Annotated in this window: 26 protein-coding genes and 1 pseudogene; 23 read left to right on the forward strand and 4 right to left on the reverse strand. The window is 63.4% G+C overall.

Going from position 1 to position 26543, the window contains the following annotated elements:
- The first annotated feature begins 117 nt into the window (after positions 1–117).
- The 3 genes from JX552_RS00635 to JX552_RS00645 are packed head-to-tail and all read left to right on the forward strand — an operon-like array spanning position 118 to position 2418.
- Positions 118–1035 (forward strand): metal-dependent hydrolase, encoded by a 918-nt coding sequence (locus JX552_RS00635; RefSeq protein WP_205875628.1) that lies wholly within the window; start codon positions 118–120, stop codon positions 1033–1035.
- On the forward strand, positions 1032–1220 hold the full coding sequence (locus JX552_RS00640; protein ID WP_205875629.1) for a ferredoxin: 189 nt from the start codon (positions 1032–1034) through the stop codon (positions 1218–1220). Before JX552_RS00635 ends, JX552_RS00640 begins: the two co-directional genes overlap by 4 nt.
- A 4-nt stretch (positions 1221–1224) precedes the next feature.
- Entirely contained in the window at positions 1225–2418 is a 1194-nt protein-coding gene (locus tag JX552_RS00645; RefSeq protein WP_205875630.1) for an NAD(P)/FAD-dependent oxidoreductase, read from the forward strand.
- A gap of 12 nt (positions 2419–2430) precedes the next feature.
- Here JX552_RS00645 and JX552_RS00650 read toward each other — a convergent pair whose 3' ends face one another.
- Positions 2431–3174, reverse strand: a complete 744-nt coding sequence (locus JX552_RS00650; RefSeq protein WP_205878117.1) for an SHOCT domain-containing protein — start codon at positions 3172–3174, stop codon at positions 2431–2433.
- Between the two features lie 83 nt (positions 3175–3257).
- Between JX552_RS00650 and JX552_RS00655 the strand changes: the two genes are divergently transcribed.
- From JX552_RS00655 to JX552_RS00665, 3 genes are all read left to right on the forward strand, one after another.
- On the forward strand, positions 3258–4610 hold the full coding sequence (locus tag JX552_RS00655) for a DNA polymerase (RefSeq protein WP_205875631.1): 1353 nt from the start codon (positions 3258–3260) through the stop codon (positions 4608–4610).
- Positions 4611–4716: 106 nt separating this feature from the next.
- The gene (locus tag JX552_RS00660) at positions 4717–6231 is read left to right on the forward strand and encodes an FAD-dependent monooxygenase (protein ID WP_277396023.1); all 1515 of its coding nucleotides are present in this window, start codon (positions 4717–4719) and stop codon (positions 6229–6231) included.
- Positions 6224–6646 (forward strand): nitroreductase family deazaflavin-dependent oxidoreductase, encoded by a 423-nt coding sequence (locus JX552_RS00665; protein WP_205875632.1) that lies wholly within the window; start codon positions 6224–6226, stop codon positions 6644–6646. The genes JX552_RS00660 and JX552_RS00665 overlap by 8 nt, the downstream gene beginning before the upstream one ends.
- A 179-nt stretch (positions 6647–6825) precedes the next feature.
- Here JX552_RS00665 and JX552_RS00670 read toward each other — a convergent pair whose 3' ends face one another.
- Complete coding sequence (locus tag JX552_RS00670) at positions 6826–7512, reverse strand: cysteine hydrolase family protein (protein ID WP_205875633.1); 687 nt, start codon at positions 7510–7512, stop codon at positions 6826–6828.
- 310 nt (positions 7513–7822) lie between these two features.
- Between JX552_RS00670 and JX552_RS00675 the strand changes: the two genes are divergently transcribed.
- The 8 genes from JX552_RS00675 to JX552_RS00710 all read left to right on the forward strand — a co-directional run bounded on the left by JX552_RS00675 (position 7823) and on the right by JX552_RS00710 (position 17172).
- On the forward strand, positions 7823–8581 hold the full coding sequence (locus JX552_RS00675) for an MlaE family ABC transporter permease (protein WP_205878119.1): 759 nt from the start codon (positions 7823–7825) through the stop codon (positions 8579–8581).
- Positions 8578–9429 (forward strand): ABC transporter permease, encoded by an 852-nt coding sequence (locus JX552_RS00680; protein ID WP_205875634.1) that lies wholly within the window; start codon positions 8578–8580, stop codon positions 9427–9429. Before JX552_RS00675 ends, JX552_RS00680 begins: the two co-directional genes overlap by 4 nt.
- A gap of 3 nt (positions 9430–9432) precedes the next feature.
- Entirely contained in the window at positions 9433–10884 is a 1452-nt protein-coding gene (locus tag JX552_RS00685) for an MCE family protein (RefSeq protein WP_205875635.1), read from the forward strand.
- A gap of 67 nt (positions 10885–10951) precedes the next feature.
- Entirely contained in the window at positions 10952–11980 is a 1029-nt protein-coding gene (locus tag JX552_RS00690; protein WP_205875636.1) for a virulence factor Mce family protein, read from the forward strand.
- On the forward strand, positions 11977–13272 hold the full coding sequence (locus JX552_RS00695) for an MCE family protein (protein WP_205875637.1): 1296 nt from the start codon (positions 11977–11979) through the stop codon (positions 13270–13272). Before JX552_RS00690 ends, JX552_RS00695 begins: the two co-directional genes overlap by 4 nt.
- Positions 13273–14580, forward strand: a complete 1308-nt coding sequence (locus JX552_RS00700) for an MCE family protein (RefSeq protein WP_205875638.1) — start codon at positions 13273–13275, stop codon at positions 14578–14580.
- A complete protein-coding gene (locus JX552_RS00705; protein ID WP_431196028.1) occupies positions 14580–15710 on the forward strand; it encodes an MCE family protein in 1131 nt (376 codons plus the stop codon). Before JX552_RS00700 ends, JX552_RS00705 begins: the two co-directional genes overlap by 1 nt.
- A 1-nt stretch (position 15711) precedes the next feature.
- Positions 15712–17172 carry an MCE family protein gene (locus tag JX552_RS00710; protein WP_205875640.1) on the forward strand — a complete coding sequence of 487 codons (1461 nt, stop codon included), beginning with the start codon at positions 15712–15714 and terminating at the stop codon, positions 17170–17172.
- A 15-nt stretch (positions 17173–17187) separates the two neighbouring features.
- Here the strand turns inward: JX552_RS00710 and JX552_RS00715 are convergent, their stop codons facing one another.
- Both JX552_RS00715 and JX552_RS00720 read right to left on the reverse strand, forming a co-directional pair.
- Positions 17188–17985, reverse strand: a complete 798-nt coding sequence (locus JX552_RS00715) for an SDR family oxidoreductase (RefSeq protein WP_205875641.1) — start codon at positions 17983–17985, stop codon at positions 17188–17190.
- The gene (locus JX552_RS00720; RefSeq protein ID WP_205875642.1) at positions 17982–18713 is read right to left on the reverse strand and encodes a TetR/AcrR family transcriptional regulator; all 732 of its coding nucleotides are present in this window, start codon (positions 18711–18713) and stop codon (positions 17982–17984) included. Before JX552_RS00720 ends, JX552_RS00715 begins: the two co-directional genes overlap by 4 nt.
- Positions 18714–18872: 159 nt before the next feature.
- Here JX552_RS00720 and JX552_RS00725 point away from each other — a divergent pair, with 159 nt between their 5' ends.
- The 9 genes and pseudogenes from JX552_RS00725 to JX552_RS00760 all read left to right on the forward strand — a co-directional run bounded on the left by JX552_RS00725 (position 18873) and on the right by JX552_RS00760 (position 26508).
- Positions 18873–19130 carry a helix-turn-helix domain-containing protein gene (locus tag JX552_RS00725; RefSeq protein ID WP_205875643.1) on the forward strand — a complete coding sequence of 86 codons (258 nt, stop codon included), beginning with the start codon at positions 18873–18875 and terminating at the stop codon, positions 19128–19130.
- A 3-nt stretch (positions 19131–19133) separates the two neighbouring features.
- Positions 19134–19304, forward strand: a pseudogene (locus JX552_RS33870) (helix-turn-helix domain-containing protein); the annotation flags it as partial.
- A 108-nt stretch (positions 19305–19412) separates the two neighbouring features.
- On the forward strand, positions 19413–19940 hold the full coding sequence (locus JX552_RS00730; protein WP_241010827.1) for an IclR family transcriptional regulator domain-containing protein: 528 nt from the start codon (positions 19413–19415) through the stop codon (positions 19938–19940).
- 134 nt (positions 19941–20074) lie between these two features.
- Positions 20075–21691: an AMP-binding protein gene (locus JX552_RS00735; protein WP_205875645.1), complete on the forward strand. Its 1617-nt coding sequence runs from the start codon at positions 20075–20077 to the stop codon at positions 21689–21691.
- On the forward strand, positions 21688–22902 hold the full coding sequence (locus JX552_RS00740; RefSeq protein WP_205875646.1) for a thiolase C-terminal domain-containing protein: 1215 nt from the start codon (positions 21688–21690) through the stop codon (positions 22900–22902). The genes JX552_RS00735 and JX552_RS00740 overlap by 4 nt, the downstream gene beginning before the upstream one ends.
- A 23-nt stretch (positions 22903–22925) precedes the next feature.
- Positions 22926–24146 carry an acetyl-CoA acetyltransferase gene (locus JX552_RS00745; RefSeq protein ID WP_205878120.1) on the forward strand — a complete coding sequence of 407 codons (1221 nt, stop codon included), beginning with the start codon at positions 22926–22928 and terminating at the stop codon, positions 24144–24146.
- 127 nt (positions 24147–24273) lie between these two features.
- Positions 24274–25491, forward strand: coding sequence for an amidohydrolase family protein (locus JX552_RS00750; RefSeq protein WP_205875647.1), 1218 nt, complete (start codon positions 24274–24276; stop codon positions 25489–25491).
- 92 nt (positions 25492–25583) lie between these two features.
- A complete protein-coding gene (locus JX552_RS33085; RefSeq protein ID WP_431195905.1) occupies positions 25584–25925 on the forward strand; it encodes a Zn-ribbon domain-containing OB-fold protein in 342 nt (113 codons plus the stop codon).
- A 154-nt stretch (positions 25926–26079) separates the two neighbouring features.
- Positions 26080–26508: a limonene-1,2-epoxide hydrolase family protein gene (locus tag JX552_RS00760; protein WP_205875649.1), complete on the forward strand. Its 429-nt coding sequence runs from the start codon at positions 26080–26082 to the stop codon at positions 26506–26508.
- Positions 26509–26543 lie beyond the last annotated feature (35 nt).

Raw genomic sequence — 26543 nt, forward strand, 5'->3', positions numbered from 1 at the left:
AAAGATGCGAACTCGGCGGCAACGTTACGCATAGACAACAGTTCCATTGGGTACGCGGCCAGGTGGACGGAACAGTCGACCGCCGCTCCCGCGGCCGGTCGCGGGGAGGAGCTTCTGATGCCAGAGGTCGCGTTACACCGCGAGGGACACCCGAAGTATCGGCGGATGGTGCGCTTCGACTGGTCGGGCACACCGTTGCACTGGGTGCCTGACGACCCGTTCTCCACGCACATGATCAACGTCCTGCATCTGCTGCTGCCCGAGGGTGAACGGCACTTCATCAAGGCCGTCCTGGAGGCGTCGTCGCTGGTGCACGACCCGGAATTGGAAGCGGCGATCAAGCCGTTCATCCAGCAGGAGTCCTGGCATGCTTGGGCCCACCAGGTGGTGCTCGATCATCTGGCCGAGCAGGGCATCGACACCAAGCCGTACACCGAGCGGCTCGGCAAGACGTTGTCGATCTCACTGGGTGATCCGCCGAGATTCTTTTCGCCGGCGCTGCGGCGCTGGTGGCTCTACCGGCGTCTCGCTGACGTCGCCGCGCTGGAGCACTTCACCGCCATGTTGGGGCAGTGGGTCTTGAGCAACCGTGGGCTTGACTACGCGAAGGCTGACCCGATGATGCTCGACCTGCTGCGGTGGCACGGCGCCGAGGAGGTCGAACACCGCTCGCTGGTGTACGACGTCTACCAGCATGTCTGCGGCAGCTACGCGATCCGGGCGTTCTCCATGCTGATGACCGCGCCGCTGTTCATCGGCTGGTGGATCGCCGGTGCCCGCTACCTGATGGCTCATGACCCGACCATCGACACCAAGTGGCGCTGGCGGGACTGGTTGTGGGCGGCCCGTGAATACCGGTTGCCGGGTCCGTGGAAGCTCTTCGTGACGGCGCCCGCGCGCTACCTGCGACCCCGCCACCACCCCAATGACGAGGCGTCCACGCAGATGGCCGTCGAGTATTTGGAATATTCGCCGGTCGCGAAGGCCGCCCGGGAGCGGGCCCGCTCGCACGCCGAAAGGGCGGACGTCGGATGAAAGTTTCGGTCGATCTGGACACCTGCGACGGAAACGGTGTCTGCATGAGCATCTGTCATGAGGTGTTCGACGTGCGGGAAGACGGCCTGCACGTGCTTGCGAAAGAGCCGCCGACGTCGTTGCGCCAGCAGGTGAAGGGGGCCGAGGTGTCGTGCCCCACCCAGGCGATCATCGTGGAGGACTGACCGGATGCTCGATCGAGTGGTCGTGGTCGGTGCAGGCATAGCCGGGACGCGGGCAGCGGAGACTCTGCGGCGGGAAGGCTATGACGGTGAGCTGACCATCGTGGGTGGCGAACGCCATGCCCCCTACCATCGGCCGCCGTTGTCGAAGAAGTTCCTCACCGGCAAGGTGCACCGGGCGGGCATCGATATCGCGCCGCAATTCGATCTGGATGCCCGGGTGTTGCGCGGGGCATCAGCGGTGGGGCTGGACATGTCGGCACGGACGATCGCGCTCCGTGACGATGGCCGGAATAAGTCGTTGCGGTTCGACGGACTGGTCATCGCCAGCGGCGCCGTCCCGCGCGAATGGCCCGGCGGTCCGGTTCCGGACGGGGTGATGCTGCTCCGCACGGTCGAGGACTGTCTGGCGATAAGGGAACGGCTCAGCTCGCGGCCCCGGGTCGTCGTCGTCGGCGGCGGCTTCATCGGCGCCGAGGTCGCGGCGACCTGCCGATCGTCGGGGCTCGACGTGACGCTGATCGAGAAGGCGGTCAACCCGCTGGTGGCGGCGTTGGGCCAAGAATTAGCCCCGTGCTGGGCTGCCCTGCACCGCCGGCACGGCGTCGACCTGCGGGTGCGGGTGGGCGTCGAGGAGATCGTCGGCAACGGACATGTCGAGGCGGTTCGGCTCACCGATGGTTCGTACGTGGCCGCTGACCTTGTCATCGTCGGCCTCGGGGTGCGGCCCGCCACCGATTGGCTGGCCGATTCGGGCCTGCGCGTGGACGACGGGGTGGTCTGTGACGCCACCGGCCGAGCCGAAGGCGGTACCGATGTGGTGGCCGCCGGGGACGTCGCGCGCTGGTGGCATCCGCTGTACGAGCGGCACCTGCGCACCGAGCACTGGGAGGATGCCGGGGGTCAGGGCGCCGCGGCCGCGCGCTCGCTGTTGGCAGGCCCCGACCAGGCGCAGCCGTACCACGAGCTGCCCTATTTCTGGTCGGATCAATACGATGTCAAGGTGCAAATGCTGGGTGTGCCAACCGATTACGACGCGGTACAACTCGTCGAGGGCGACTCGAACAGATGGCAGTTCGTCACGGCCTTTGGTCGCGGCGGGCAGACCATCGCGGTGTTGGGCACGATCCCCGATCGGGTGCACGCCTACCGCGATGCCATCACGAACCGCGCCGAGTTTCCACCGCTGCCGCCGTCCTGACGATCCGGCGACTCAGAGCCGGCCCAGCAGTTCGGCCTTCTTCGCCGCGAATTCCTCGTCGGAGAGGATGCCGCGCTGGTGCAGTCCGGCCAGCGACTCGATGGCTGCGACGATGGCGCCCGGATCGCCGGCCTGGTGCTGCGGCGCGGGTGCGGCCGTCGGTGTCTCGGCCACCTGCGGGGCGCCCAGCTCAGTCAGGCTGGAAACCTCGAAGGTGCCCAGCTGGCTGGTGAAGCTCACCGACCCGTATCCGCCGCCCTGCTGCTGTTGTTGCACGCCGGTGATCTGGTGGTCGTCGGTGTCGAACACTTTCGTGACCCCGTTGACGTCGATCGCCAGCCGCCGGGTGGCCGGGAAGATGGCGTAGCGCACGCTGTTCTGCGCGCCGGACGAGGTTGGGACGCCCAGGTCCGCCGGCCACCAGTTGGCGGAAGTGAAGCCGCCCTGGGTCTGCCCCTGGGAGTGCGTGGCGGTGCTGCGGAAAACCGTGGTCGAGGCGAGCAGCTGAGCCAGATCGCCACACAGCGCGTCGACACGTGCCTTCAGGGCGTTGTCGAACATGTTGCCGACCATCGTCATGCCGCCCCGCATCCACTGGCCGGAGCCGCCGAGCTCGGGGATGGAGAACTGTGCCATGGTGCCGCCGCCGGCATGGATGGCGAACAGCATGGCCAGGACGGCGTCGCGGGAAAGCCCGTGGCGCTGGGCGATGTCGGTGATGGCGTTTTCGGCCTCGGGGGTGACCGTTGCCTGCATAGTCATGGTTCTTTCGTTGTCGGTGCAGTGGCGAGATTACCTACTGGTACCCAGCGGCAGTGGTCGGCGAATCATGGCCAAAGATGAGGGACGTGTCCAACGGCTTCGACGTGCGTGGGCGGATGCTGCGAAACGGTGAGCTCGCGCCCTGGCTGGCGGAGAACAGCCTGGGAAACCGGTTCGGCCTGGCGGTCGCCGGCAGTGACGAAGGACACCTGTCCAGAGCCGTTGCGCTGGCGATTGTCGCGGCCGACGGCGACGGCCGCTATCTCGACGTCGCCGCCCTGAGTGCGGATGACGAAGCCGCGCTGGCCTCCTGGCTCGCCGACCCCGGGCCGCCGAAAGCGGTCCACGCGGGCAAGTGGACGATCCATGCGCTGGCGAACTGCGGCTGGACGCTGCGCGGCGTCACCTCAGACACAGCGCTGGCGGCGCACCTGGTGCGTCCCGGACGGTGCAGCACCCCGCTCAATGAACTGTTGGTTCACCACATGCGTTGCGCGTTGCCCGGCGAAACCCTGGAGCTGAACCATTTTTCGTCGCCTCCCGACGAGCGCGCCGTGACCGCGCTGATCCTGCGGGCCTGCGCAGTGCTCGATCTGGCCGACGTGCTCGACGAGGAGTTGGCGCGCATCGACTCTTCGTCGTTGTTATGGCGGATGGAGCTGCCGGTGCAGCGGGTGCTGGCCGACCTGGAGACCACGGGCATTGCCGTGGCGCCCGTGACCGCCCCGAGTGAGCGTGTCCATCCCACCTACCGCCAAGCGACGTCAGCCACCGGCGCCGTGTCGTCGTCGCAGCCGAACCTGCGCGGCCTGCACGCACGCGTGGTGGCCGGCGATGGTTACGGCGGACTGCTGACCCTGCGCTACGACGCGCTGGAGGCGCGGTTGCTTGCCCACCTGTCGGGCGACGCTGGGCTCTTCGATGCCCGTCCGGAGGACCCCGTCGGGGCGGTGTTGCGCGGAATCGCGTACGGATGGACGGCCGACGAGGTGGCGGGCGCTTTGAAAATCTCGTTCGCTGACGCTAAACAGCTTGTCACACAATACCTTTCCCACCAGTTGCGCGATCACCTGGCGGGGGCTGTAGCCGATGCCCGTGGGGTGGGTTACGCGACAACGTGGTCAGGTCGCCGTCGCTATCTGCCTGACTTGAACATTCCCGACGGGGCCCGCCGCCAGGCCGCCGAGCGCGCCGCCTGTGTCACGGTGCTACAGGGCGGGGTGGCCGACATCATCAAGACTGCGATGATCAACACCGACCAGGCCCTCATGGCGGAAGGGTTCGCCTCGCGGATGGTGGCGCAGATCGATGACCGGTTGGTGTTCGAGATAGCCCCCGGTGAGCGCGACGCGGTGGAGGCGGCCGTCCGGGATCAGATGGCATGCGCCCATCAGTTGGACGTGCCCTTACCGGTGGTGGCCGAGGAATAACTGTCCCGCACTTTCAACCTATACCGCACGGGGGGTCTTGCGGCAAGACCCGGGTCATGCCGCAAAATCGCTGAGCTGAGCCAAAACTCGGCGAAATGGGGGACATGTGAGACCAGAACATGCGGTGGTGGTCGTCGGCGCCGGGCCTACCGGTCTGATGTTGTCGGCCGAATTGGCCTTGGCCGGAGTCGATGTCGCCGTCGTCGAACGACGTGCCAACCGGGCCCTGGTCGGCGCCCGGGCGGGCGGTCTTCATTCGCGCACCATCGAGATCCTCGACCAGCGCGGAGTCGCCGACCGCTTCCTGCAGCAGGGCGAGGTGGCCCAGTTGACCGGATTCGCGCAGATCCGACTGGACATCAGCGACTTCCCCACCCGGCACCCGTATGGACTTGCGTTGTGGCAGAGCCGCATCGAGCAACTTCTGGCCGATTGGGCCGAGGAGCTCGCGGTGCCGATCTATCGCGGGCGGGAGGTCGAGGGTCTCGCCGAGGATGAGACCGGCGTGGCCGTCGAACTCGTGGACGGGGAACTGTTGCGAGGGGAATACGTGGTGGGTTGCGACGGCGGACGCAGCGCGGTCCGCAAGGCGGTCGGTATTGCCTTCGTCGGCTGGGATCCGACGACGAGCTACCTACTTGCCGAGGCCGAGATCTCCACCGGCGACGGCCGAGAACCGGCGTGGGGCATCCACGGCGACGCCCTCGGTGTGCACGCGCTCAGCAGGACCGGTGACGAGGGCCCGGTACGTGTGATGGTGACCGAGCGCCACCTCGGGCCGGAAAGCGAACCCACCCTGGACGACCTGAGCCGGGCAATGATCGACGTGTACCGGACGGACTACGGAATACACAGTCCGGCTTGGCTTTCCCGATTCACCGACGCGGCCCGCCAAGCCGCGGCTTACCGGAAGGGGCGGGTGCTGCTGGCCGGTGACGCCGCGCACGTTCATCACCCGATCGGCGGACAGGGACTCAACACCGGAATGCAGGATGCGGTGAACCTGGGATGGAAACTCGCCGCGGTGCTCAAGGGGACGTCGCCCGGCAGTGTGCTCGACACCTATCACGCCGAACGGCACCCGGTTGCCGCACGCGTGTTGCGAAACGCCATCGCGCAGATGACACTGCTGCGCGCGGACGACCGCACGACAGCATTGCGAGAAACCACCGCGGAACTCCTGGGCATGACCGAGCCCCGAAAAAGGTTCGCCGCCATGATGTCTGGCTTGGACATTTGTTACGACCTCGGTGCGGGTCACCCACTGCTGGGTCGGCGGATGCCCGATCTCGACCTGGTCGGTGGTCGCGTTTATGAACTGCTGCACCGGGCCCAGCCGCTGCTGCTGAATTTCGGCCGACCCGGGTGCATCGACGTCGCCGCCTGGGCAGACCGGGTCCGGGTAGTGGACGCCGAGTATGTAGGAGGTTGGCAGCTTCCGGTGCTAGGCACGGTAGCGGCCCCCAGTGCCGTATTGGTCCGGCCCGACGGACACGTCGCGTGGGCGGGAGACGCTCCATGTGCCGGACTTGCCGACGCGCTCACCACCTGGTTCGGAGCGTCGGCCGCCGAGCCGGGAATGGATGAATCGCACGGGCATGTTGAACTTGGGTATGGCTGAACAAGTAGAGCTAAGCCCCACGGATTGGGTGCGCGAGCAGACCGAACGGATACTCAGGCAGGGCACCACCGACGGCGTAGAGATCTTCGACAAGCCGGTCGTGCTGCTGACCATGACCGGCGCCAAATCCGGCAAGAAGCGGTATGTGCCCCTCATGCGGGTCGAGCACGACGGCCGCTACGCCATCGTCGCGTCCAAGGGGGGCGCGCCCGATCACCCGGCCTGGTACTTCAACGTCAAGGCGAACCCGGCGTTGACCGTGCAAGACGGTGACCGGGTCCACCACCTCACCGCGCGCGAGATCGAGGGCGCTGAGCGGGAGGAATGGTGGCAGCGTGCTGTCGAGGCCTACCCGCCGTACGCGGAATACCAGACGAAGACGACCAGGCAGATCCCGGTCTTCGTTTTGGAGTGAGTTACGTCGTGGAGTGACCGAAGCGACGGTGCCGGTTTCGCGCCTCTCGGCAAGTGGTCGCTCGAAGCGACGATTCTGATGTGGTACCCGGGGGAAGTATCCGGCACCGTCGGGATGAGTAACCATGTCCTCGGCCCGGATATTCCTGGGTGGGCGATCTATCGGTGCCCGGACGCGTGTCACGACCTCGAGAAGCCGGCGCAGACATCCCTGGCGGTCATGGCGTCGGCTTGACTTGGAAAGACGCGATTCATCAGAAGATCGTGAAGCTCAGGGTCCGCATCCGCGACGCAATCTCGTAGCACGATGATTCGGTAATCCCGGTCAGCGGCCTCCCGGAGTGTCGACAGCACGACGCCGCTGGTGTGCACACCTGCCAGGAGCAGCGTGGTGACGCCCCGATTGGTGAGCCGCTCGTCGAGGTTGGTCTGGCAGAAGGCTCCGACCCGAACCTTGCGAATCGATATGTCGTCGGGGCGATGATCGACTGCTTCGTGCAGTGCCGCGACTGGTGTTCCGTCTTGGAGGTACCAGTCGGCTGCGACGGCTGAGAGGGCCCGGTTGGTTGATGCGATGAACCGATAGTCTGCCGCCTTGAACGCTGTCCGAACATACGCGACGTGACCACCGGCTCGACGGACGTCATCGGCAACGGCATTGACGCCCGAGATCAACCTGTCCGGGTCGCGTACCGAGTGCAGAACGGCGGGTTGGTAGTCCAGCACGACCAGGGCGCACTGTGCCGGGTCGATACCGCGTTCCTCGGCCGGCTCGTGGCTGTCGGGTGTCCTGACTGGCGCGAAGACGGCGGATAGCGACGCCCAATCCGCACCGCGGCGAACTGCGGAGGGCTCTGCAACGGTCATCGCACACAGCCCCTTCTCGATCTGCCCTGTGCGTCAGGGCCTTCGACAGTCCGCTCGAGAAGACCGTCGCTGCGATTATCGACCGGGCTGATGCGCCTGGAGCAAGTTCGCCGAGTTCAAATGGTGTCAGTAGCCGGCTGGTGGTGGGCATCTGAGCGGGTGCTCGACAGCTCACGATCACCATCTGAAAAAAGGTGTCCTTGTCGTCAACTCATCCCTGGGTTGCACTCGAACACACGATGAGCCCATACCCGCGCGCCAGCCACGGGCGCGGGAGACAGCTCAAACGAGGGGACAGGCTGTGACCGCGATGGACACGCTCGCAAGGCCGATGCGGGCAGTCGGTGGGTTCTTCGCCACTGCGATCGACACCTTGCTGCTAATTCCGCGTAGGCCTTTCGCGTGGCGGGAATGGCTTCTGCAGACCTGGTTTGTAGCGAGTGTGTCGATCGTGCCGACCATCATGTTGTCGATTCCCTTCACCGTTCTGTCGGTGTTCATCTTCAATATTCTGCTCGTCGAATTCGGAGCCGCGGACTTCTCGGGTGCCGGTGCGGCGTTCGGCGCAGTCACCCAAATCGGGCCGTTGGTAACGGTTCTCGTGGTCGCCGGTGCGGCGGCGACCGCAATGTGCGCCGATCTGGGTGCCCGTACCATCAGAGAAGAACTCGATGCTATGCGGGTGATGGGCATCAACCCACTGCAGGCGCTGGTGGTCCCGCGGGTGCTGGCGACGGTCGTGGTGGCACTTCTGTTGAATTCGGTGGTAGCTGTCGTCGGTGTCGTCGGCGGCTTCTTCTTCTCCGTCTTCGTCCAACACGTGACGCCCGGGGCATTCGTCGCCGGCATGACACTGTTCACCGGTCTGCCCGAGGTCATCATCTCGTTGACCAAGGCCGCACTTTTTGGTCTGGTGGCTGCCCTGATCGGTTGCTATAAGGGCATTTCGGTGGGTGGAGGTCCCGCTGGTGTCGGCAACGCAGTCAACGAGACCGTGGTGTTCTCTTTTATGGCGCTGTTCGTCATCAACGTCATCGTGACTGCGGTCGGCGTGAAGGCGACGATGTGACCAGCGCGCCCAGCAGACTGACGCCCCGGTTGGAGCGGGCCGGTGCCGGCTTCGCCCAAGGGTGGAACCGGATTGGCGAGCAGACCCAGTTCTACGGCAAGACCATTGCGTCTATCGGGGATGCAATCATCCATTACCGCACCCAGGTGGCAACCCTGGTGGCCCAGATGAGCATGGGCAGTGGAGCGCTCGCAGTCGTCGGCGGCACGATTGTGATCATCGGTTTTCTCACGTTGTCCGCCGGCGCTCTCATCGCGGTTCAGGGTTACAACACCCTCGCGGGCGTCGGCGTCGAGGCGCTGACCGGATTCACGTCGGCATATCTCAACGTACGGATCATCGGGCCACTGACCACTGGCATCGGCCTGGCCGCCACGATAGGTGCTGCGGCAACAGCGCAATTGGGAGCGATGCGGATCGCGGAGGAGATCGACGCGCTAGAGGTGATGGGAGTGCGTGCCATCGCCTACCTCGCCTCGACAAGGGTGCTGGCGGGAGTAATTGTCGTGGTCCCGCTGTATTGCGCTGCGGTGCTGATGTCTTTCGTTGCGGCGCGGTTGGGCACCACCGGTATTTACGGTCAATCCACCGGGGTCTACGACCACTACTTCAATACGTTCCTCAACCCTGCCGACTTGTTGTGGTCATTCCTGCAGACCGGAGTGATGGCACTGGCGGTCATGGTGATCCATACCTACTACGGCTTCACCGCGACGGGTGGCCCGGCAGGCGTAGGGCAGGCGGTAGGACGCGCGGTGCGCGCCTCTCTCATTGTTGTCGTGTTCGTGACGCTGGTCATTTCACTGTCTGTCTACGGGCAGTCGGGCAATTTTCACCTCTCGGGATAATCGATGGTTTCCAATGGATCTCACGGTTCCCGTCAGCGCTGGTACAAACATCCCGCATGGAGCACCGCCGTCCTGCTGTCGACCGTCGTTGTCGTCGTATTGCTCACGGCGGCGTTGTTCAGCGGCAGCTTTCACACTTATGTCGCGGTGACACTGAAGTCCGACCGATCCGGATTGGTCATGGAACCCGGCGGAAAAGTCAAGATGCGCGGATTCCAGATAGGCCGTGTGAACCGGGTAGTCGGCAACGACAATGCAGCGACCCTGGAACTCCAGATCGAACCTGATCAAATCAAGTACATTCCCGCGAATGTGGAGGCGCAAATCAACGCCACCACCGCTTTCGGCGCCAAGTATGTCGACTTCATCTATCCGTCGCACCCCAGCCCGCGCCGGTTGACGGCAGGGCAGGTCTTGCACTCGCGCAATGTGACCAGCGAGGTCAACACGGTTTTCCAGAACCTCGTGAACCTGCTCGACAAGATCGACCCGGCAAAACTCAACGGGATCCTGTCGACCCTTTCCGAGGGCCTGCGCAACCGGGGACCTGCCATCGGCGAAGCAACCAGCGCTGCAAGTGAAGTGCTCGCTGCGCTCAACCCGCGTACCGACACCATCGACGGCGACTGGAAGGCGTTGAAGGGCTTCAGCGACAGCTACGGGTCCGCCGCGGACAACATCTTGACCGTGCTCGACGCGGCGAGTACGACGGCGGCAACGATCACCGATCGTTCTGCCGCATTGGATGCTTTGCTGCTCAACGTGATCGGGTTAAGCCGAAGCGGAATCGGCTTGCTCGGCGCGAGCAGTGCAAACCTCATTCACGACGTCAACACCCTCGAACCGACCACGGCGCTGTTACTGAAGTACAGCCCCACCCTTACCTGTCTCCTGGTCGGCGCGCAGTGGTTCATCGACCACGGTGGCAGCTACGCCGAAGGCGGTAACGGATACTCACTGATGCTGGATGCCGGTCTCACCTGGGGCCAAGACCCGTACAGATATCCCGACAACCTGCCGATCACCGGCGCTAAGGGTGGACCAGGCGGTAAGCCCGGCTGCGGCTCCCTGCCGGATGTAACCAAATCGTTTCCGGTGCGTCAGCTGATCACCAACACCGGGTGGGGTACCGGCACCGATATCCGTGTCAACCCCGGCATCGGGTTTCCGGGATGGGCCAACTACCTGCCGGTGACGCGGGCCATACCCGAGCCGCCGAGCGTGCGTTACCCAGGCGGACCGGCCCCGGGGCCGGTTCCCTATCCCGGTGCGCCACCATACGGTGCGCCCCAGTACGCAGCGGACGGTACGCCACTGTATCCCGGGTTGCCGCCGGCACCAGCACCCGGAGCTCCGCGTGAACCCGGACCAACCCCCGGATCGGAACCCTTCAACCCGACTGTCCCCGCGCAGGTACACCCCACGCCGCTGCCCGCGTCGCCCGGAGGTGGGTGATGCCATCGGTGATCGGACCTGACTGCATCGGTCACCCTGTGTCGAAGGTGAGAGAAGAGACTTCACAATGAGAGACCGACTCCGCGCCGCCATCTGGCGCTTAGGCGTTTTTGCTGCGGTGTGCCTGCTGGCCATGTTCGTGCTCTTCGCCGTCTTCGCTCAACTGCGCTTCGAACCGCAGCACGAGTACACCGCTGAATTCGCCAACGTAGGAGGTCTCAAAGAGGGCGACTTCGTGCGCATCGCCGGGGTCGAAGTCGGTAAGGTGACCGACCTGTCGCTACGGCCCGATACCACGGTCGCAGTCAAGTTCAGCACAGACGATTCGGTCGAACTGACCCAAGCCAGCCGAGCGGTGATCCGTTACGACAACCTCTACGGTGATCGTTATCTCGCCCTGGAGGAAGGTGAAAGAGGCAGCAGAAGAATCAATTCCGGCGCCACCATCCCGCTGTCGCACACATCACCGGCACTCGACCTGGACGCTTTGATCGGGGGATTCCGACCGCTGTTCCAGGCTTTGCAGCCTGACCAAGTCAACGCCCTGTCCGCACAGCTGATTCAAGCCTTTCAAGGGGAAGGCGCGACGATCGGGATGCTGCTCGACCACACGGCAACTCTGACGAGCACACTGGCCGATCGTGACCAACTGGTCGGTCAAGTCATCACCAACCTCAACGCCGTACTGGGTACGTTCAGTGGCCACAGCTCGCAGTTCGGAGATGCGGTCGACAAGCTGGCGGCCCTTACCAAGGGCTTGGCCGAACGCAAACAGGACATCAGCAACTCGGTGGCCTACACCAATGCCGCGGCCGGATCCCTCACCGATCTGCTGACCCGATCCCGACCGGCGATCCAGCGAGACGTCAACGAAATCGACCGAGTGTCAAGCATTGTGCTCGCGGAGCAGAACTACTTCGACAATCTGCTCGATACGCTGCCCGAGGCCTACCAGACGCTGGGACGTCAGGGTCTCTACGGCGATTGGTTCGCCTTCTACATCTGCGAGGTGGTCTTCAAGGTGAATGGTAAAGGGGGGCAACCGGTCTACATCAAGGTGGCCGGACAGTCATCTGGTAGGTGCACGCCCAAATGAGGACGATGAGCGAGCGCAATCCAATTCTCGTCGGGGTCGTTGGCTGCTTGATCACCGCCACCGTGGTGCTAGGCGCCCTCAATTACAACAGTCTGCCTTTTGTCGGCTCTACCAGCACATGTTCGGCCTACTTCGCCGATGCGGCCGGTTTGCAGGCGAATGCTCCGGTGGAGGTGTCGGGATTGCGGACCGGACGGGTCACCGGAATCGAACTCGACGGGGCGCGGGTCCTAGTCAAATTCAGTCTCGACAAGAAGGTCTCGCTGGGTGACCGAACCCAGGCTGCGATTAAGACCAAAACCGTTCTGGGAGCGAAGTTCCTGGAGGTAACGCCCCGGGGAGAAGGTCGACAGTCGGGCCCCATACCGCTGGAGCGCACCACCTCGCCCTACCAACTCACCGATGTCCTGGGCGACCTGTCGGCAACGATCAGCGGATTGGACACGACGACGGTGTCCGACTCGTTACGCACACTGGCGCAGACCTTCTCCCAGACGCCACCGGCGTTGAAAGCGGCGATACAAGGCGTTGGGCGATTCGCTGACACGTTGAACCTACGTGATCAGCAGCTGCGATCCCTACTGGCCAACGCCAGCAAGGCGAGCCGAGTTCTCTCAGATCGCAGTGACCAGGTCGTGAGTCTCATCGGAAGCACCAATGCGCTGCTGTTACAACTGCGAACGCAAAGCGCTGCGCTCGAACAGATCTCGGGAAACATCTCGGCGGTCGCCAGGCAGATCGAGGGTTTCGTCAGCGACAACCGTCAAACGATGAAGACGGCGCTGGACAAGCTGAATGGAGTGCTCACCATCGTCGACAACAGGAAGGCGCGCATCCAGGACTCGATCAGACGTCTGAACGGTTACGCGATGTCTCTGGGAGAGTCGATCGCGTCGGGTCCGTTCTTCAAGGGCTATCTGTCCAATCTTGCACTCGGCCAGTTCGTACAGCCGTTCATCGACGCGGCGTTCTCCGATCTGGGGCTCGATCCCAATGTCCTCCTACCGTCACAACTCAGCGATCCGCAAGTCGGTCAGCCGGGGACACCCCCGTTGCCGGTGCCGTACCCGCGCACCGGACAAGGCGGCGAACCCAGGCTCAACTTGCCCGACGCGATCACCGGCAATCCCGATGACCCGCGCTACCCCTACCGACCGCCCCCGCCGGCTCCGCCCCCCGGTGGGCCGCCACCGGGACCGCCGGCGGAAGTCCAGCCTCCACCACCGCAGCCACCTGTCCTGTTGCCCGCACCGGGAGAACCGTCGAGTGCCGATTCAGGGGGAAGGCGCTGAATGTCCAAACGCAACTGGCGCATCGGTGTGGGCAGCCTGCTGGCCCTGGTTCTGCTGGGGGGCGTCATCACGGTCAACGAGACGGGGCAAACGACCGCCCGGACTCACATCACCGCGTACTTCGCGAACAGTACCGGCGTCTTTCCCGGCGATGAGGTCCGTATCCTCGGAGTCCGGGTCGGCAAGATCGACACGATCGAGGCTGAACCACAGCAAGTCAAGATCACCTTTTGGGTCGACGCAAAATACCCGATTCCCTCGCAGGCCAAGGCGGCGATCTTGTCGCCATCGCTGATATCGGCGCGAGCAATACAGCTGGTGCCTGCCTACGTCGGAGGCCCCGCGCTGCAGAGCGGCGCGGTAATCCCGCTTCAACGCACCGCCGTTCCCGTCGAGTGGGATGGTTTGCGCAAGCAGCTGCAGAAGCTCGTGGACGCGCTGCAACCCACCGAACAGGGCGGAGTAAGTACGGTGGGGGCGTTCATCAACACGGCAGCCGACAATCTGCGTGGCCAAGGCGCCAATATCCGAGAGACGATTGTCGAGTTGTCACAGGCATTTTCGGCGCTCGGCGACCATAGCGATGATCTGTTCAGCACCATCAGGAGCCTGTCGGTGGTCGTTGCCGCCCTTCATGACAGTGCGGACCTGATGCGTCGGCTCAATCAGAACCTGGCGGCTGTCACCGCGTTGCTGGCTAATCAGCCCGAAGAAGTAGGCAGGGCGGTGACGGATATCAGCGACGCGGCCAGCGCCGTCCAGGCGTTCGCCGAGGAGGTTCGCGAACCGGTGGGCGGCACGTCGGACAAGCTCGCGTCGATCAGCGCAGCCCTTCACGAAAGCCTCGATGACGTCAAGCAGACGTTGCACATTGCACCCACGCTGATCGCAAACTTCGTCGACCTCTACCCGCCTGCTGTGGGGGGATTTGCCGGCGCCTTCAGCCTCAACAATTTTGCGAATCCGATCTCGTTCCTATGCGGTGCTATCCAGGCGGCATCGCGTCTGAACTACGAACAGTCAGCCAAACTTTGTGTGCAATACCTGGCGCCGATCTTCAAGAATCGGCAGTACAATTTCCCCCCGCTCGGTCTCAATCCGTTCGTGGGCGCAATGGCTCGACCCAACGAGGTCACCTATAGCGAGGATTGGCTCCGACCCGATTACGTGCCACCATCTACCTCGCCCGAAAGCGATGTCGCACTGGCGACTCCCGCGCTGGAGGGGGCCCTGGGCGCCCCCACGCTGCCGGCCGAGGCGCCGCCCGCCCCGACAAACCTGCGCGACTTGATGGTGCCCGGATCATGATGGTCCGCCGAATCGTCTTTACCGCGGCGATGACTGCCATCCTGCTCGGAGGTATCTGCGCTTGTGGCTGGCGCGGGGCCAATTCCATACCACTGCCCGGTACCCAGGGGTCCGCGCCAGGCTCCTACACCATTCAGGCTCAGCTGCCGGATATCGGTAACATTCAACGGAATTCACGGGTGCGTGTTGGCGATGTCAACGTGGGGGTTGTCGTCAAGATCGAGCGCGAGGGCTGGCATGCGCTGGTGACGATGCGGATCAATGGTGATGTGGACCTGCCGGCCAACACCACCGCCACCATCGGCCAAACCAGCCTGCTCGGATCGCTCCACATCGAGCTCGCGCCACCGAAAAACGTCGCGCCGCAGGGCAAGTTGCGCGACCGATCGCTGATTCCACTGTCTTCCGGCAACGCCTACCCAACCACCGAACAAACACTGGCCAGTCTTTCGGTGCTGCTCAACGGAGGTGGTATCGGTCAGATTCAAGACATTACTCAGTCTCTGAGCACCGCATTTGCCGGTCGCGAAGGTGATCTCCGGGCACTCATCGAACGCCTCGGTGTCTTCATCGGGCGGGTAGAGGGCCAAACCCAGGACATCATCGCCGCAACCGAAAGCCTGAACAATCTGGTCGGTCAACTTGCCGATGGAAAGGGGGTTCTAGAACGGGCATTCGACACCATTCCCGACGCGCTCTCGATCCTCAACGAAGAGCGCAGCAACCTTACCGATGCACTCGATCTGCTTGGCAAGTTCAGTGCGCTGACCGCCAACACGGTCAACCAGACCAAGGAGAATCTGGTCAGGGAGGTCAACGACGTTGGGCCGGTGCTGCAATCGCTGGCCGACGCTGGGCCCGCCATGGTCCACTCGTTGAGCTTTCTGTTGACCTTCCCGTGGGTGAAAGAAAACATCGACAAGATCTTCCGAGGGGATTATCTGAACCTGACCGGGATCTTCGATCTGACCCTCAGCCGCCTCGACGCCGGGTTTCTCACCGGAACTCGATTCGAGGGAAAGCTCACCGAGCTCGAGATGCGCTGGGGCCGCACAATCGGTCAGATGCCCAGCCCCTATACCGCGGCCAATCCATTGACCATTCCCTATCTTCCGGATCAAGGCCGCTGACATGCGTCTGATCAGGCGAACCAAGATCCAGTTGGCGATCTTCGTCATCGTTTCCCTGATAGCCGGCGGAGTCATGGCTTTTGGCTATCTGCGACTACCCAGCATGCTGTTCGGAGTGGGTCGCTACAACGTGGTACTCGAGCTTCCCGAAACCGGCGGGCTGTACCAAAGTAGCAACGTGACCTACCGGGGTCAGGAGGTAGGCCGCGTCACCGACGTACGATTGACCGACACTGGTGTCGAAGCGGTGTTGTCCCTGAACTCCAGCGTCCCCATCCCAGCGGATCTTGACGCGGAGGTGCACAGTCAGTCCGCGGTTGGCGAGCAGTATGTCGAACTCGTTCCGCGCAGCGCCGGGCCGGCACCGCTGAAGGACGGCGACGTGATCCCACTTTCTCGGGCGTCGGTACCGCCAGACATCAACTCACTTCTCAACGCGACCAACCGAGGGCTCGAGGCGATCCCGCCGGGAAACCTCAAGACCACCATTGACGAGGGCTATATCGCGTTGGCCGGACTCGGCCCCGAATTCGCCCGGTTCGTCAACGCATCGACGAGGTTGGCTATCGACGCAAAGAAGAACCTCGGCCCGTTGACCACCCTTATCGACCAATCCAAGCCGGTCCTGGACAGTCAGGGCGAGACATCGGAGGCTATCGATGCGTGGGCCGCACACATCGCCGATATCACCAGGCAGCTCAGGGACAACGACGTCGCCGTCCGTGGCGTACTTGACGGCGGCCCCGGTGCGGCCGGCCAAGTCCGGCAGGTGTTCGACCGCCTCCAGCCGGCACTGCCTGTGCTGCTGGCCAACCTCACCTCCGTCGCCGATGTGACAGTCACCTACCACCCCAACGTCGAGCAGCTGCTGGTGCTGCTGCCGCAGTCGGTGGCCATTCTCGATAGTGCCCTGGTGCCCGACTTGTACTCGAAAAGCATTTACCGAGGGCCGTTTACCACCTTCGACCTGAACATCAACATTCCGCCGCCGTGTCTCACCGGTTACTTGCCGCCGAACCAGCAGCGAGCAACCGCGCTCGTCGACCACCCGGACCGTCCGCAAGGCGATCTGTATTGCCGGGTGCCCCAGGACTCGAACTACAACGTGCGCGGGGCGCGAAACATCCCGTGCGAGACGAAGCCCGGCAAACGGGCGCCTACCGCAGCGATGTGTGAGAGTGACGAACAGTACGTTCCGCTCAATGAGGGCTACAACTGGAAGGGCGACCCCAACGCGACGCTGTCCGGTCAGGACATCCCGCAGGCACCGCCCCGAGTCCCGCCGGCGTCAGTGCCACCATCAGGCGAAACCGCGCCGCCTCCAATCGCTTTCGCTGAGTATGATCCGGCGACTGGCTACTACGTTGGCCCCGACGGGCAGCCGTACACACAGGCGAATCTTGCGCAACAGCGGGGTCCTCAGACCTGGCAGTCGATGTTGCTGCCGCCGGAAGGCAACTGAGCCTAGGTGGGACGATTAGCGCGCTGTCCACCCGCCATCGACGGTGAGGACCTGGCCGGTGATGTAGGAACCCGCTTCGCTGGCAAGAAGGAGCAGCGCACCGCAGAGCTCCTCTGCGCGACCTGCACGTGCCATCGGGGTATTGCGCCGGACATACGTACCGCCCGCTTCGTCGTCAAGCAGTTCGGTGGTCAACTCGCTGGGAAAGAATCCGGGCGCCAATGCATTAACGCGGACGTTGTAGCGTGCCCATTGCACCGCCAACTCTCTGGTGAGGCTGATCAGGCCGCCCTTCGAGGCACAATAGGCGGCTTGCCGGTTTGGCGCTGCGGCAACTAGCCCAAGGATCGAGGCGACGTTGACGACGCTACCGCCTCTGCGCTGAATCATCTTGCGCCCGAACCGTTGTGTCAGTCGAAAAGCGCCGAGCAGGTTGACATCCATGACGTATTGAAAATCGGCCAAATTCTCGTCTTCGGCGCGTGCCGGGATGCTGGTGCCCGCGTTGTTGACCAGGATGTCGACTTCACCGACCCGTTCTTCCACCTCAGAGCAGGCAGCCTCGATCGATTGCGGACTCGCGACGTCGCACGAGATCGGCGTCAAGCCTTGGTGCGTGGCGCACAAAGCGGCCAGCCGATCAGATCGGCGGGCGGCAACCACGACTTGGGCTCCGGCGGCCTGCAGCGCGAGCGCGAACTGGACCCCCAGCCCACTCGATGCTCCGGTGACCAGGGCTATGCGGTCGGTGAGATCGAATAATCGATGGGGTGCCAGTGCGGCTGGGTCGGCGAACCGGGCCTCAACCGTCATGGGGCGCTCGCTTGGTCCGAAGGCTTGCTGGTAACAGTCTCCAGCCACATCTCGATTGAACGGCCGGCGAGTGCGACGGCCGGTTCGCCCGGTGACCCGGCCAGGGCGGCACGGCCCATCACAAGAGCCCGGGTTGCGCATGCGGCGTTGTCAGCGGCGATGGCGAGCGCATCAGGTGCCTCGCTGAACGTTCCCGCGGGTAGAAAGGCCGCGTAACCGTGGGCCACGGCCGCCGAAGCGACGGCGAGGCTGCTGGCTTGCTCCGGGGCGACGCCCGGAATCTCCAACGCGGGCAGCAGGAATGCCTCGACCACTGGGCGCACGGGCTCGATCAGTTTGGCGTTGCCCCCGACGAAAACCTCTTTGGCGTAGAGGACTTCGAACAACGCCGGATGTTGTGCGGCGAACTCCACGTAGGCACGGGCGGCTCTGACCAGCCGCTCCACCGGGTCGGTGGTGGTGCCGACCACTCGTGTGATGTGGACTACCAGCACTTCGCACGCCCGCACGGCGATCGCGGTCAGCAGCTCGTCTCTGTCGGCGAAATGGCGGTAGGGGGCACCAGGGCTGACATCCAGCCGCCGGCATGCTTCGGCAATCGAGAATGCGGCGGCGCCGTCGCGCCCGATCAATTCGACGGCTACGTCGATCAACGCGTCACGCAGGTTCCCGTGGTGATAAGAGCGTCGCTTCGCCCCGCTTTCGTCTACAACGCCTTGCCTGGCCACGCGGCTATGTTAATGGCTATCACATACCGAAGACAAGCTCTTGGATCGGTGTTGCGGGCACCTCGCAATCGGGTGTCTTGCGTCACATGTAAAAGGCACTTACACTGGCGGCGGCAAATGTAAGAGCCAGTTACATACTCGGTATTGGGAGGTCAGGCTGTGGACAACACCGAAAAATCACTGGTCCGATCGTTGCAGCGCGGACTGCAGATCATCAATGTCGTGGCGGCGGAAGGGCCGCTGCACGTGAAGCGGATCGCGCGCACGGTGAGACTGCCCCTGCCTACCGCCTACCACCTGCTTCGAACGTTGGTCCACGACGATTACCTGATTCGTCTCGACGACGGCAGCTACGTCCTGGGCGACCGCTTTCGCATCGACGCCCTGCAGCACTGCCACGAGTTGGCCGGCGCGTAACCGGTGCTAGACCACGCGGCAGCGTCGCCGACACTGATTCAAAGCCTCCAACGCGGCATGCACCTGGTGGCTGCCGTCATCGAGCGTGGCCCGCTGACGGCACGTGCGCTCAGCGACACGACTGGCATAGCCCTGCCCACGACTTACCATCTGCTTCGTACCTTGGTCCACGAGGGTTACCTGCTCCGCTCCTCCGGGGGTCGCTACGTCCTGGGGGACCAATTGACCTCGATTACCGCGATGGAACGACGCGCACACAGCTTGCGGTTGCTTCGCGAGGAGATGACCGAGTTGGCCAACCAGGCCCGCGCGACGGTGAGCATCGGGCTTGTCGACTCAGCAGAGATCGTGATTTCGCAGGTGGTGGTGCATCCCGGGGCGCCCCGATTCGACTGCTGGCCCGGCATGAAAATCCCAGGACACGCGACCGCGATCGGCAAGAACATTCTTGCCCGGATGGCGCCCCAGGATAGAATGGACTACCTCGCCACGCATCCCTTGAAGCCTCTGACATCACAGACACTGACCACGACGTGGCGACTGGAAAAGGAGTTGGCGGAACCGGGGATTGCTCACAGCGACCAGGAGTTTCGCTACGGGATCACCTGCACAGCGGCGTCGTTGGCAATATCCGGACAGATTGCGGCACTGGGCGCAGCGTACGCAACCACGCGGTGCCAGCGCTATCGCGACCAGATTGACGATCTCATCTCTGTGGCCGCGCAACGGATTTCGGACGCGATCGAATTGGCGCAAGTCGACTTGGGCCGGCATCGTCAGGGCATCGGAGCCAATCGCGCCGCCATCTGAGCCTGCTTCGCCATCTGAAAACCGGTGTCTTTCCCTCGACGGCACCGTCGAATTCACTGACTAGGAGTCGCTGGTACGGATAGACAGCATCGGCCAGTCACTTACACCCCAGCTGCGCCGACGGACGAACCGAGATGAGAGACAACGTAATCGGGAGCGAGACGACGATCGTGGGACTCCTGCTCACATGTGTCGAGCAGTGTCCGGACACCGAGTTCCTGGATCTCGCCGGTAACCGTTACAGCTACGCCGAAGTCTGGCGGCGATCACTGGACCTTGCGGGTGCGCTGAGAGCCTGCGGAATCGGCAAGGGTGACTCGGTGGTCAGCATGCAGGACACGCATATCGACGCCGTCGCGTCATGGATCGGCGCGAATATGCTCGGGGCTGTCTGGGTGGGGATCAATACTGCATTGCGTGGCGAGTTCTTAAGGCACGTGATCTCGGACACCGGTGCCACGATAGTGGTCGTAGAGCAGGACCTGGTGGGCCGACTGACCGGCATCGGCCATCAGTTACCAGACGTTCGGCGGATTCTACAACGCGGCGTCGAGCAGCAGCCCTGGGCGGAGTCGGGCCTTCGGATCGAACGCCTCGACGACTACCGCAACGCATCGATAGGCGATGCGTATATCGGCTCGGCCGAAGACCTCACCTGCCTGACCTACACCGGAGGTACCACCGGACCGTCGAAGGGTTGCATGATCAGTAACGGCTACGCGGTCAACATCGCCCGGCGTGGCCTCGGCCAAACGGAACGCCGGCGCGATGAGGTCAATTGGAGTCCCCTTCCAATGTTCCACCTCAACGTGCTGACGATGTCGTTGATCGGGACCATGCTCCTGCGTGGCACAGTTGCTCTTGCGCAGCGCTTTTCAGCTTCGCGATTCTGGCCCGAGATTGATCGTACCGGGGCTCGGGTGGTCAACTTGATCGGCGCGATGCCGGCGATCATCGCCCAACAGCCGGACACCCCGGAGATGTCGCGTTGTTTCGGTCAGATTCGCATGGTGCACGCGGTGCCGTTCCCAGAAGATCTGCAAAGGTTGTGGCGCCGACGATTTGGGGTGGCGGTCCCGGGAGCCAAGGGTTACGGCATGACCGAGGTGTTTCCGATCACCTATTCAGCACCGAATGAATCCGCGCCGCCCAACTCGGCAGGCCGGATCAACGACGAAGACTTGGAAGTACGCATAGTCGACGAGCAGGACCGCGACGTCGGCCGCGGCGAAGTCGGCGAGGTCGTCTGCCGTCCGCGGCGATCCAACGTGATGTTCCAGGGCTATTGGCGTCATCCCGAGGCTACCGTCGAAGCCACCCGCAACCTTTGGTTCCACACCGGTGACCTGGGGCGGTTAGATGACGCCGGCTATTTCTACTTCGTAGACCGCAAGAACGACTACTTGAGGCGACGTGGGGAGAACATCTCCAGCTACGAGCTGGAATCGACGTACCTGGTCCACCCCGACATCGTTGACGTCGCGGTCCACGCTGTGCCGTCGGAGGTCACCGAAGATGACGTGAAAGTGACGGCAGTCCTGCGCAGTGAGGCCGTGCTGGCGCCGTCCGAGCTGTTCGAATGGTCAAAAGACCGGGTGCCCTACTACGCGCTGCCGCGCTACATCGAGTTCCGTTCGGAACTCCCGTTGAGCCCCCTCGGTCGAGTCCACAAGCATCTATTGCGGCATGAAGGATGCACGGCCACCACCTGGGACCGTGAGAACGCCGGTGTCTCATGGGAACGACGATGAAATCCGACTTTGGCAGGGCTGAATGCGACTCGGATGACCTCGGGCGAGACCGGTGCAGCATCGTCGGAATAGGAACGACGGACTACAGCTTCAACTCGGGGAGATCGACGCTGACCCTTGCGGCCCAGGCCGGTAGCACGGCGATCGCCGACGCAGGATTACAGCCTGCCGACATCGACGGCATCGTGCGATGCGAGATGGACGAGGTCTTGCATGCCGATTTGGCGGCGACGCTTGGTCTGCCCCACGTGCGCTTCTGGGCGGCCGGCAGCTGGGCGGGTGCCGCACCGTGCGGAATGGTGGGGCTGGCGGTCAACGCCATCTGCGCCGGACAGGCTCGAAACGTTCTGGTCTTCCGTTCCCTCAACGGGCGGTCAGGGCGACGGTTCGGTCGGGAATGGGCCGGTGGAGAATCAGTCGGGGGCAAGGGCTCCTATCTCGAATTCCTGGCTCCGTACGGATTGCAGTCGCCCGGCATGGCCTATGCGCTGTTCGCACGCAAGCACATGATCGAATTCGGCACCACCAGCGAGCATCTCGGCCACATCGCTGTCGCCTGTCACGCTCGGGCCAACCAGAACCCGGCAGCGCAGCGCTATGGCCACGTGTTAACCATGGCGGACTACCTGAACTCCAGGATGATCGCTGATCCGTTGCGCCGGTACGACTTCTGCTTAGAGACCGATGGAGCTGCGGCCGTTGTCGTCTCGGCCGCCGAGCAGGCAAGGGACTGCAAGCAACCGTCCGTATTGATCCGGGCCGTGGCCCAGGGCGACGAGGCCGTGCCGCGACAGGGTGGACTGTGGGGCAATCTGCTCACCGGCCCACTCACCAATGCCAGCTCCGCGCTTGCTGATCGGTTGTACCGGGTCGCCGGGATGGGCCCGGAGGATATCGATGTGGCGCAGTTCTACGACTGCTTCACCATCACGGTCATGATGCAACTCGAAGACTATGGGTTCTGCAAACGTGGCGAGGGCGGCCCATTCGCCGCCAGCGGCGCGCTCGAGCTGGACGGGTCAGTACCCATCAATACCTCCGGTGGCAACCTGGCTGACGGCTACATACACGGGCTGAGTCACATCGTTGAGGGCGTGCGGCAACTACGCGGTGACTCGACGGCGACGGTCGCCGGCGCCGAAACATGTCTGGTGACTTCTGGGATGCCTGGCCCAGGATCCAGTGCTTTGATCTTGCGCAAAGGCGACTGAGCGACAGGAACGAACGGACGCAGATGACCTATATACTAGGCGGTTGGCAATCCGACTTTGCCGCGAAAGCCCCCGACGGGCAGTTCTTTCCGCTGCTACAGTCCGCCACGGCCGGCGCCCTCGAGGACGCATGCATCGAAGCGGGAGACATCGACACGATTCACGTGGGGAATTTTGCGGGCGAGATCTTCACGGGGCAAGGTCAGCTCGGTGGTCTGGTGACTTCGATTGACCCGGCCTTGATCGGCAAGCCGGCCTCACGTCACGAGGCCGCGTGCGCATCAGGCAGCATGGCTGCACTCGCGGCGATGGCCGACTTGGAAAGTGGCCGTTACGATTGCGCTCTGGTGGTCGGCGCTGAGGTATTGCGCAACGTGGGTGGCCAGGAGGCCGGGCTGCGACTGGGTGGCGCCGCATGGGTCGGCAAGGAGGTTGTCGGCGAGCCCTTTCCCTGGCCGGCCATGTTTGGGCGTATCGGCGACGAATACGCGCTTCGGTACGGCCTCGAACACGCCTACCTGGGGCGGATAGCCGAAATCAACATGACGAACGCGCGGTGCAACCCGCGGGCGCAGACGCGCGAGTGGGAGCTGACCCGAGAATCGTTCTACCAGAACGATGTACATAACCCACCGGTGGCAGGTCCGCTTCGGCGCTATGACTGCAGCCGGATAACGGACGGTTCGGCTGCTGTTGTGCTGGCCTCCGGTCGCTTCGCGGAGAGCTGGGCACGCAGGCGCAAAGTCGATCTCGAGGATGTTCCGAAGATCCTGGGTTGGGGACACCGCACCGGTGCGATGCTGCTCGAGGAGAAGCTCGCAGCCAGCAGACCAGCGACCTACGTGTTTCCGCATCTACGGCAGACAATTCTGGATGCGTACCGTAGGGCCGGTTGCCGCGGACCGGCAGACCTGGACGTGATCGAGACCCATGACTGCTTCACCATTTCGGAATACCTGGCAATCGACCACTTCGGCATTACTGCGCCGGGCATGTCATGGCAGGCGGTGGAGGACGGCGTCATTGAAACCGACGGCACCCTGCCGATCAACCCCAGTGGCGGATTGCTTGGTCTAGGCCATCCGGTCGGAGCGACCGGTGTCCGGATGCTGCTGGACGGCGCACGGCAAGTCAGCGGGCGGGCCGGCGACTATCAGGTGCCGGGCGTGAAGAAAGCCGGCCTGTTGAACATCGGCGGATCAGCCACGACCGTTGCTGCTTTCGTAGTCGGCACCCAGGATTGAGCATTCATCTCATCATCTGAATTCGTGCCGATTGCAGCCTAGGGCCCGTACGTAGACGCTGAACCTATCTACTACGTGTAGCGAACTCCGCCAGTGTGTTTGGAGACAATATGTGTTTGGAGGCAATATGGGCAGCTCCTCGACGTTGATCATCGACACCGACACCCACATCACCGAACCACCCGATCTGTGGACCACCCGGATGTCTCGCCGGCGATGGGGAAACTTGATTCCGGAGGTGCGCTGGGTTGAGGAGCGTCAAGGCGAGTACTGGTGCATGGACGGACAACCCGTCTTCACCGTCGGCACCTGCATCATGGTCCCCGGCGACGGCGGCAAGCCCATGCGGTCGCCGAAATTCCCCGACTACGCGGATCGCTTCTCGTCGATGCATCCCTCGGCATATGACGCTCGGGCACGGTTGGAAGTGATGGATTCCTACGGTATCCAGGCAGCGGCTCTGTTCCCCAACCTTGGGTTCGTCGGCCCGAACATCTTTGCCGCCGCGGGCTCGGACGCTCTTGAATTTCAAACCGCAGCGTTGCAGGCGTACAACGACTTTCTCCTGGAGTGGTCCTCGATCGCACCCGACCGGCTGCTTTCGCTGGCGCTCATTCCCTATTGGGATGTCGACGCGGCCGTCGCTGAGATTGAGAGGTGCGCGGCCGCCGGTCACCGGGGCCTGGTGTCAACCGGTAAGCCGCACGAGCACGGACAGCCGCTGTTGGCTGATCGCCATTGGGATCGGATGTGGGCCGCCGCCCAGGATGCCGGTTTATCCATCAGCTTCCACGTTGGTGGCGGAAACCTGAGTCGCCACATGAACGACGAGCGCACCGCAGTGGAGGGCTGGCGCGCCACCCTAGCTCGTCTGACGACTTCCTTCTTCCTCGAAAGCGGGATCACCCTGGCGGATCTGTTGATGTCTGGCGTACTGGCCCGGTACCCCAAACTGCGATTCGTCTCCGTCGAAAGTGCGGTGGGTTGGATTCCGTTCCTGTTGGAGGCGTTAGATTTTCACTATCACAAGTACCAGCCTTGGCTTGAGCGGCCGGAATTCGCCGCCAACGGCATGCTGCCCAGCGAGTACTTTCACCGGCAGGTGTTCGCCAACTACTGGTATGAGGATCTCAAACCTTGGCACATCGAAGCCATCGGCGAAGACAACTTGCTGTTTGAAACCGACTACCCGCATCAAACCTGCTTGGACAAGCAGGAGATCGAACACTCGATCAACGAAGGGCTGAGCAACGTCAGCGACGCTGCCAAGGAGAAGATCCTCTGGCGTAACGCGGCATCGCTGTTCAACCTGGATATCGCCGAACTCGAGAATCTCAGTCACTAGTGAGCAGCATCCCGGCGCCGCTACCGGTAACCAATGACCCAGACACTGCCGGCTTTTGGTTGGCAGCCCACAATGGTGAAGTTGCGGTGTGCGTGTGCGCGAGGTGCGGTACGGCGTTGCACCTGCCTCGCTCGTACTGTCACAGCTGCCGGTCATGGGCTGTCGAGTGGAAGCCCGTCGCACCCAGGGCGCGGTTGGTGTCCTGGACTGTCGCCGAGCATCAGGTTCATCCCGCATTTCCGGTCCCGTACACGTTCGTCCTGGTCGAGCTGGACGATATGCCCGACGTCCGGTTGGCGGGGCATCTCGCCGGCCGCCCACCCCTTCGGGCGGGCATGTCGATGCGTGCCGATTTCGTGGTTCGTCCAGCAGGCGTCACGTTGGTCAATTGGATTCCCGCCGAGCATTTTCAGGAAGCCGTGGGCGATGGGTAGCGGACGTCTCGCGGCGGCGCACTATCTGAACTCACGAGGCTTACGGGCCACGGCCCGGGTATCTATGTTCTGAATATCAGCAAGTTCCGGAAGTCCCGCGAGCCGAGCGGGTCTTGCCGCTCCCGATCACCACACCTCACCAATAGGAGATGACATGAGCAACGAGGACGTCGTCCGCGCATTCCTCAAGGGTATGGGGCAACCGCTGTCCCAAGTGCCGCAGCACCTTCGGGACTCGATGACTGAGGATGCCGTCTGGGGAAACTCCGGATTCCCGCCCAGCGTAGGGATCGAGGACATCGTCTCCAAGCACGAGATGAGCGGTCAAGTGTTCGGCGATTACGTCCTCTCCATTGATGTGCGGCACCTTGCTGTGGGCGATGACGGTGTCGTGTTCACCGAGCGGCTCGATGTCGGCAGCACCCAGTCGGGTGAAGAGATCTTGACCGTTCCTGTCGTCGGGGTGTTCGAAGTCCGCGATGGAAAGATCGCACGCTGGACCGACTACTTCGACCCGCGTGGACTACTCGAGGGGCTGTCCTCGCTCCCCGATGTGGAGGCCTACTTCACCGGCAAGAAGTAACACGGAACCGACACGGTGTCCCCAGCGGTGACAGA

It is taken from the genome of Mycobacterium gordonae, assembly GCF_017086405.1.
GTDB lineage: Bacteria > Actinomycetota > Actinomycetes > Mycobacteriales > Mycobacteriaceae > Mycobacterium > Mycobacterium gordonae_D.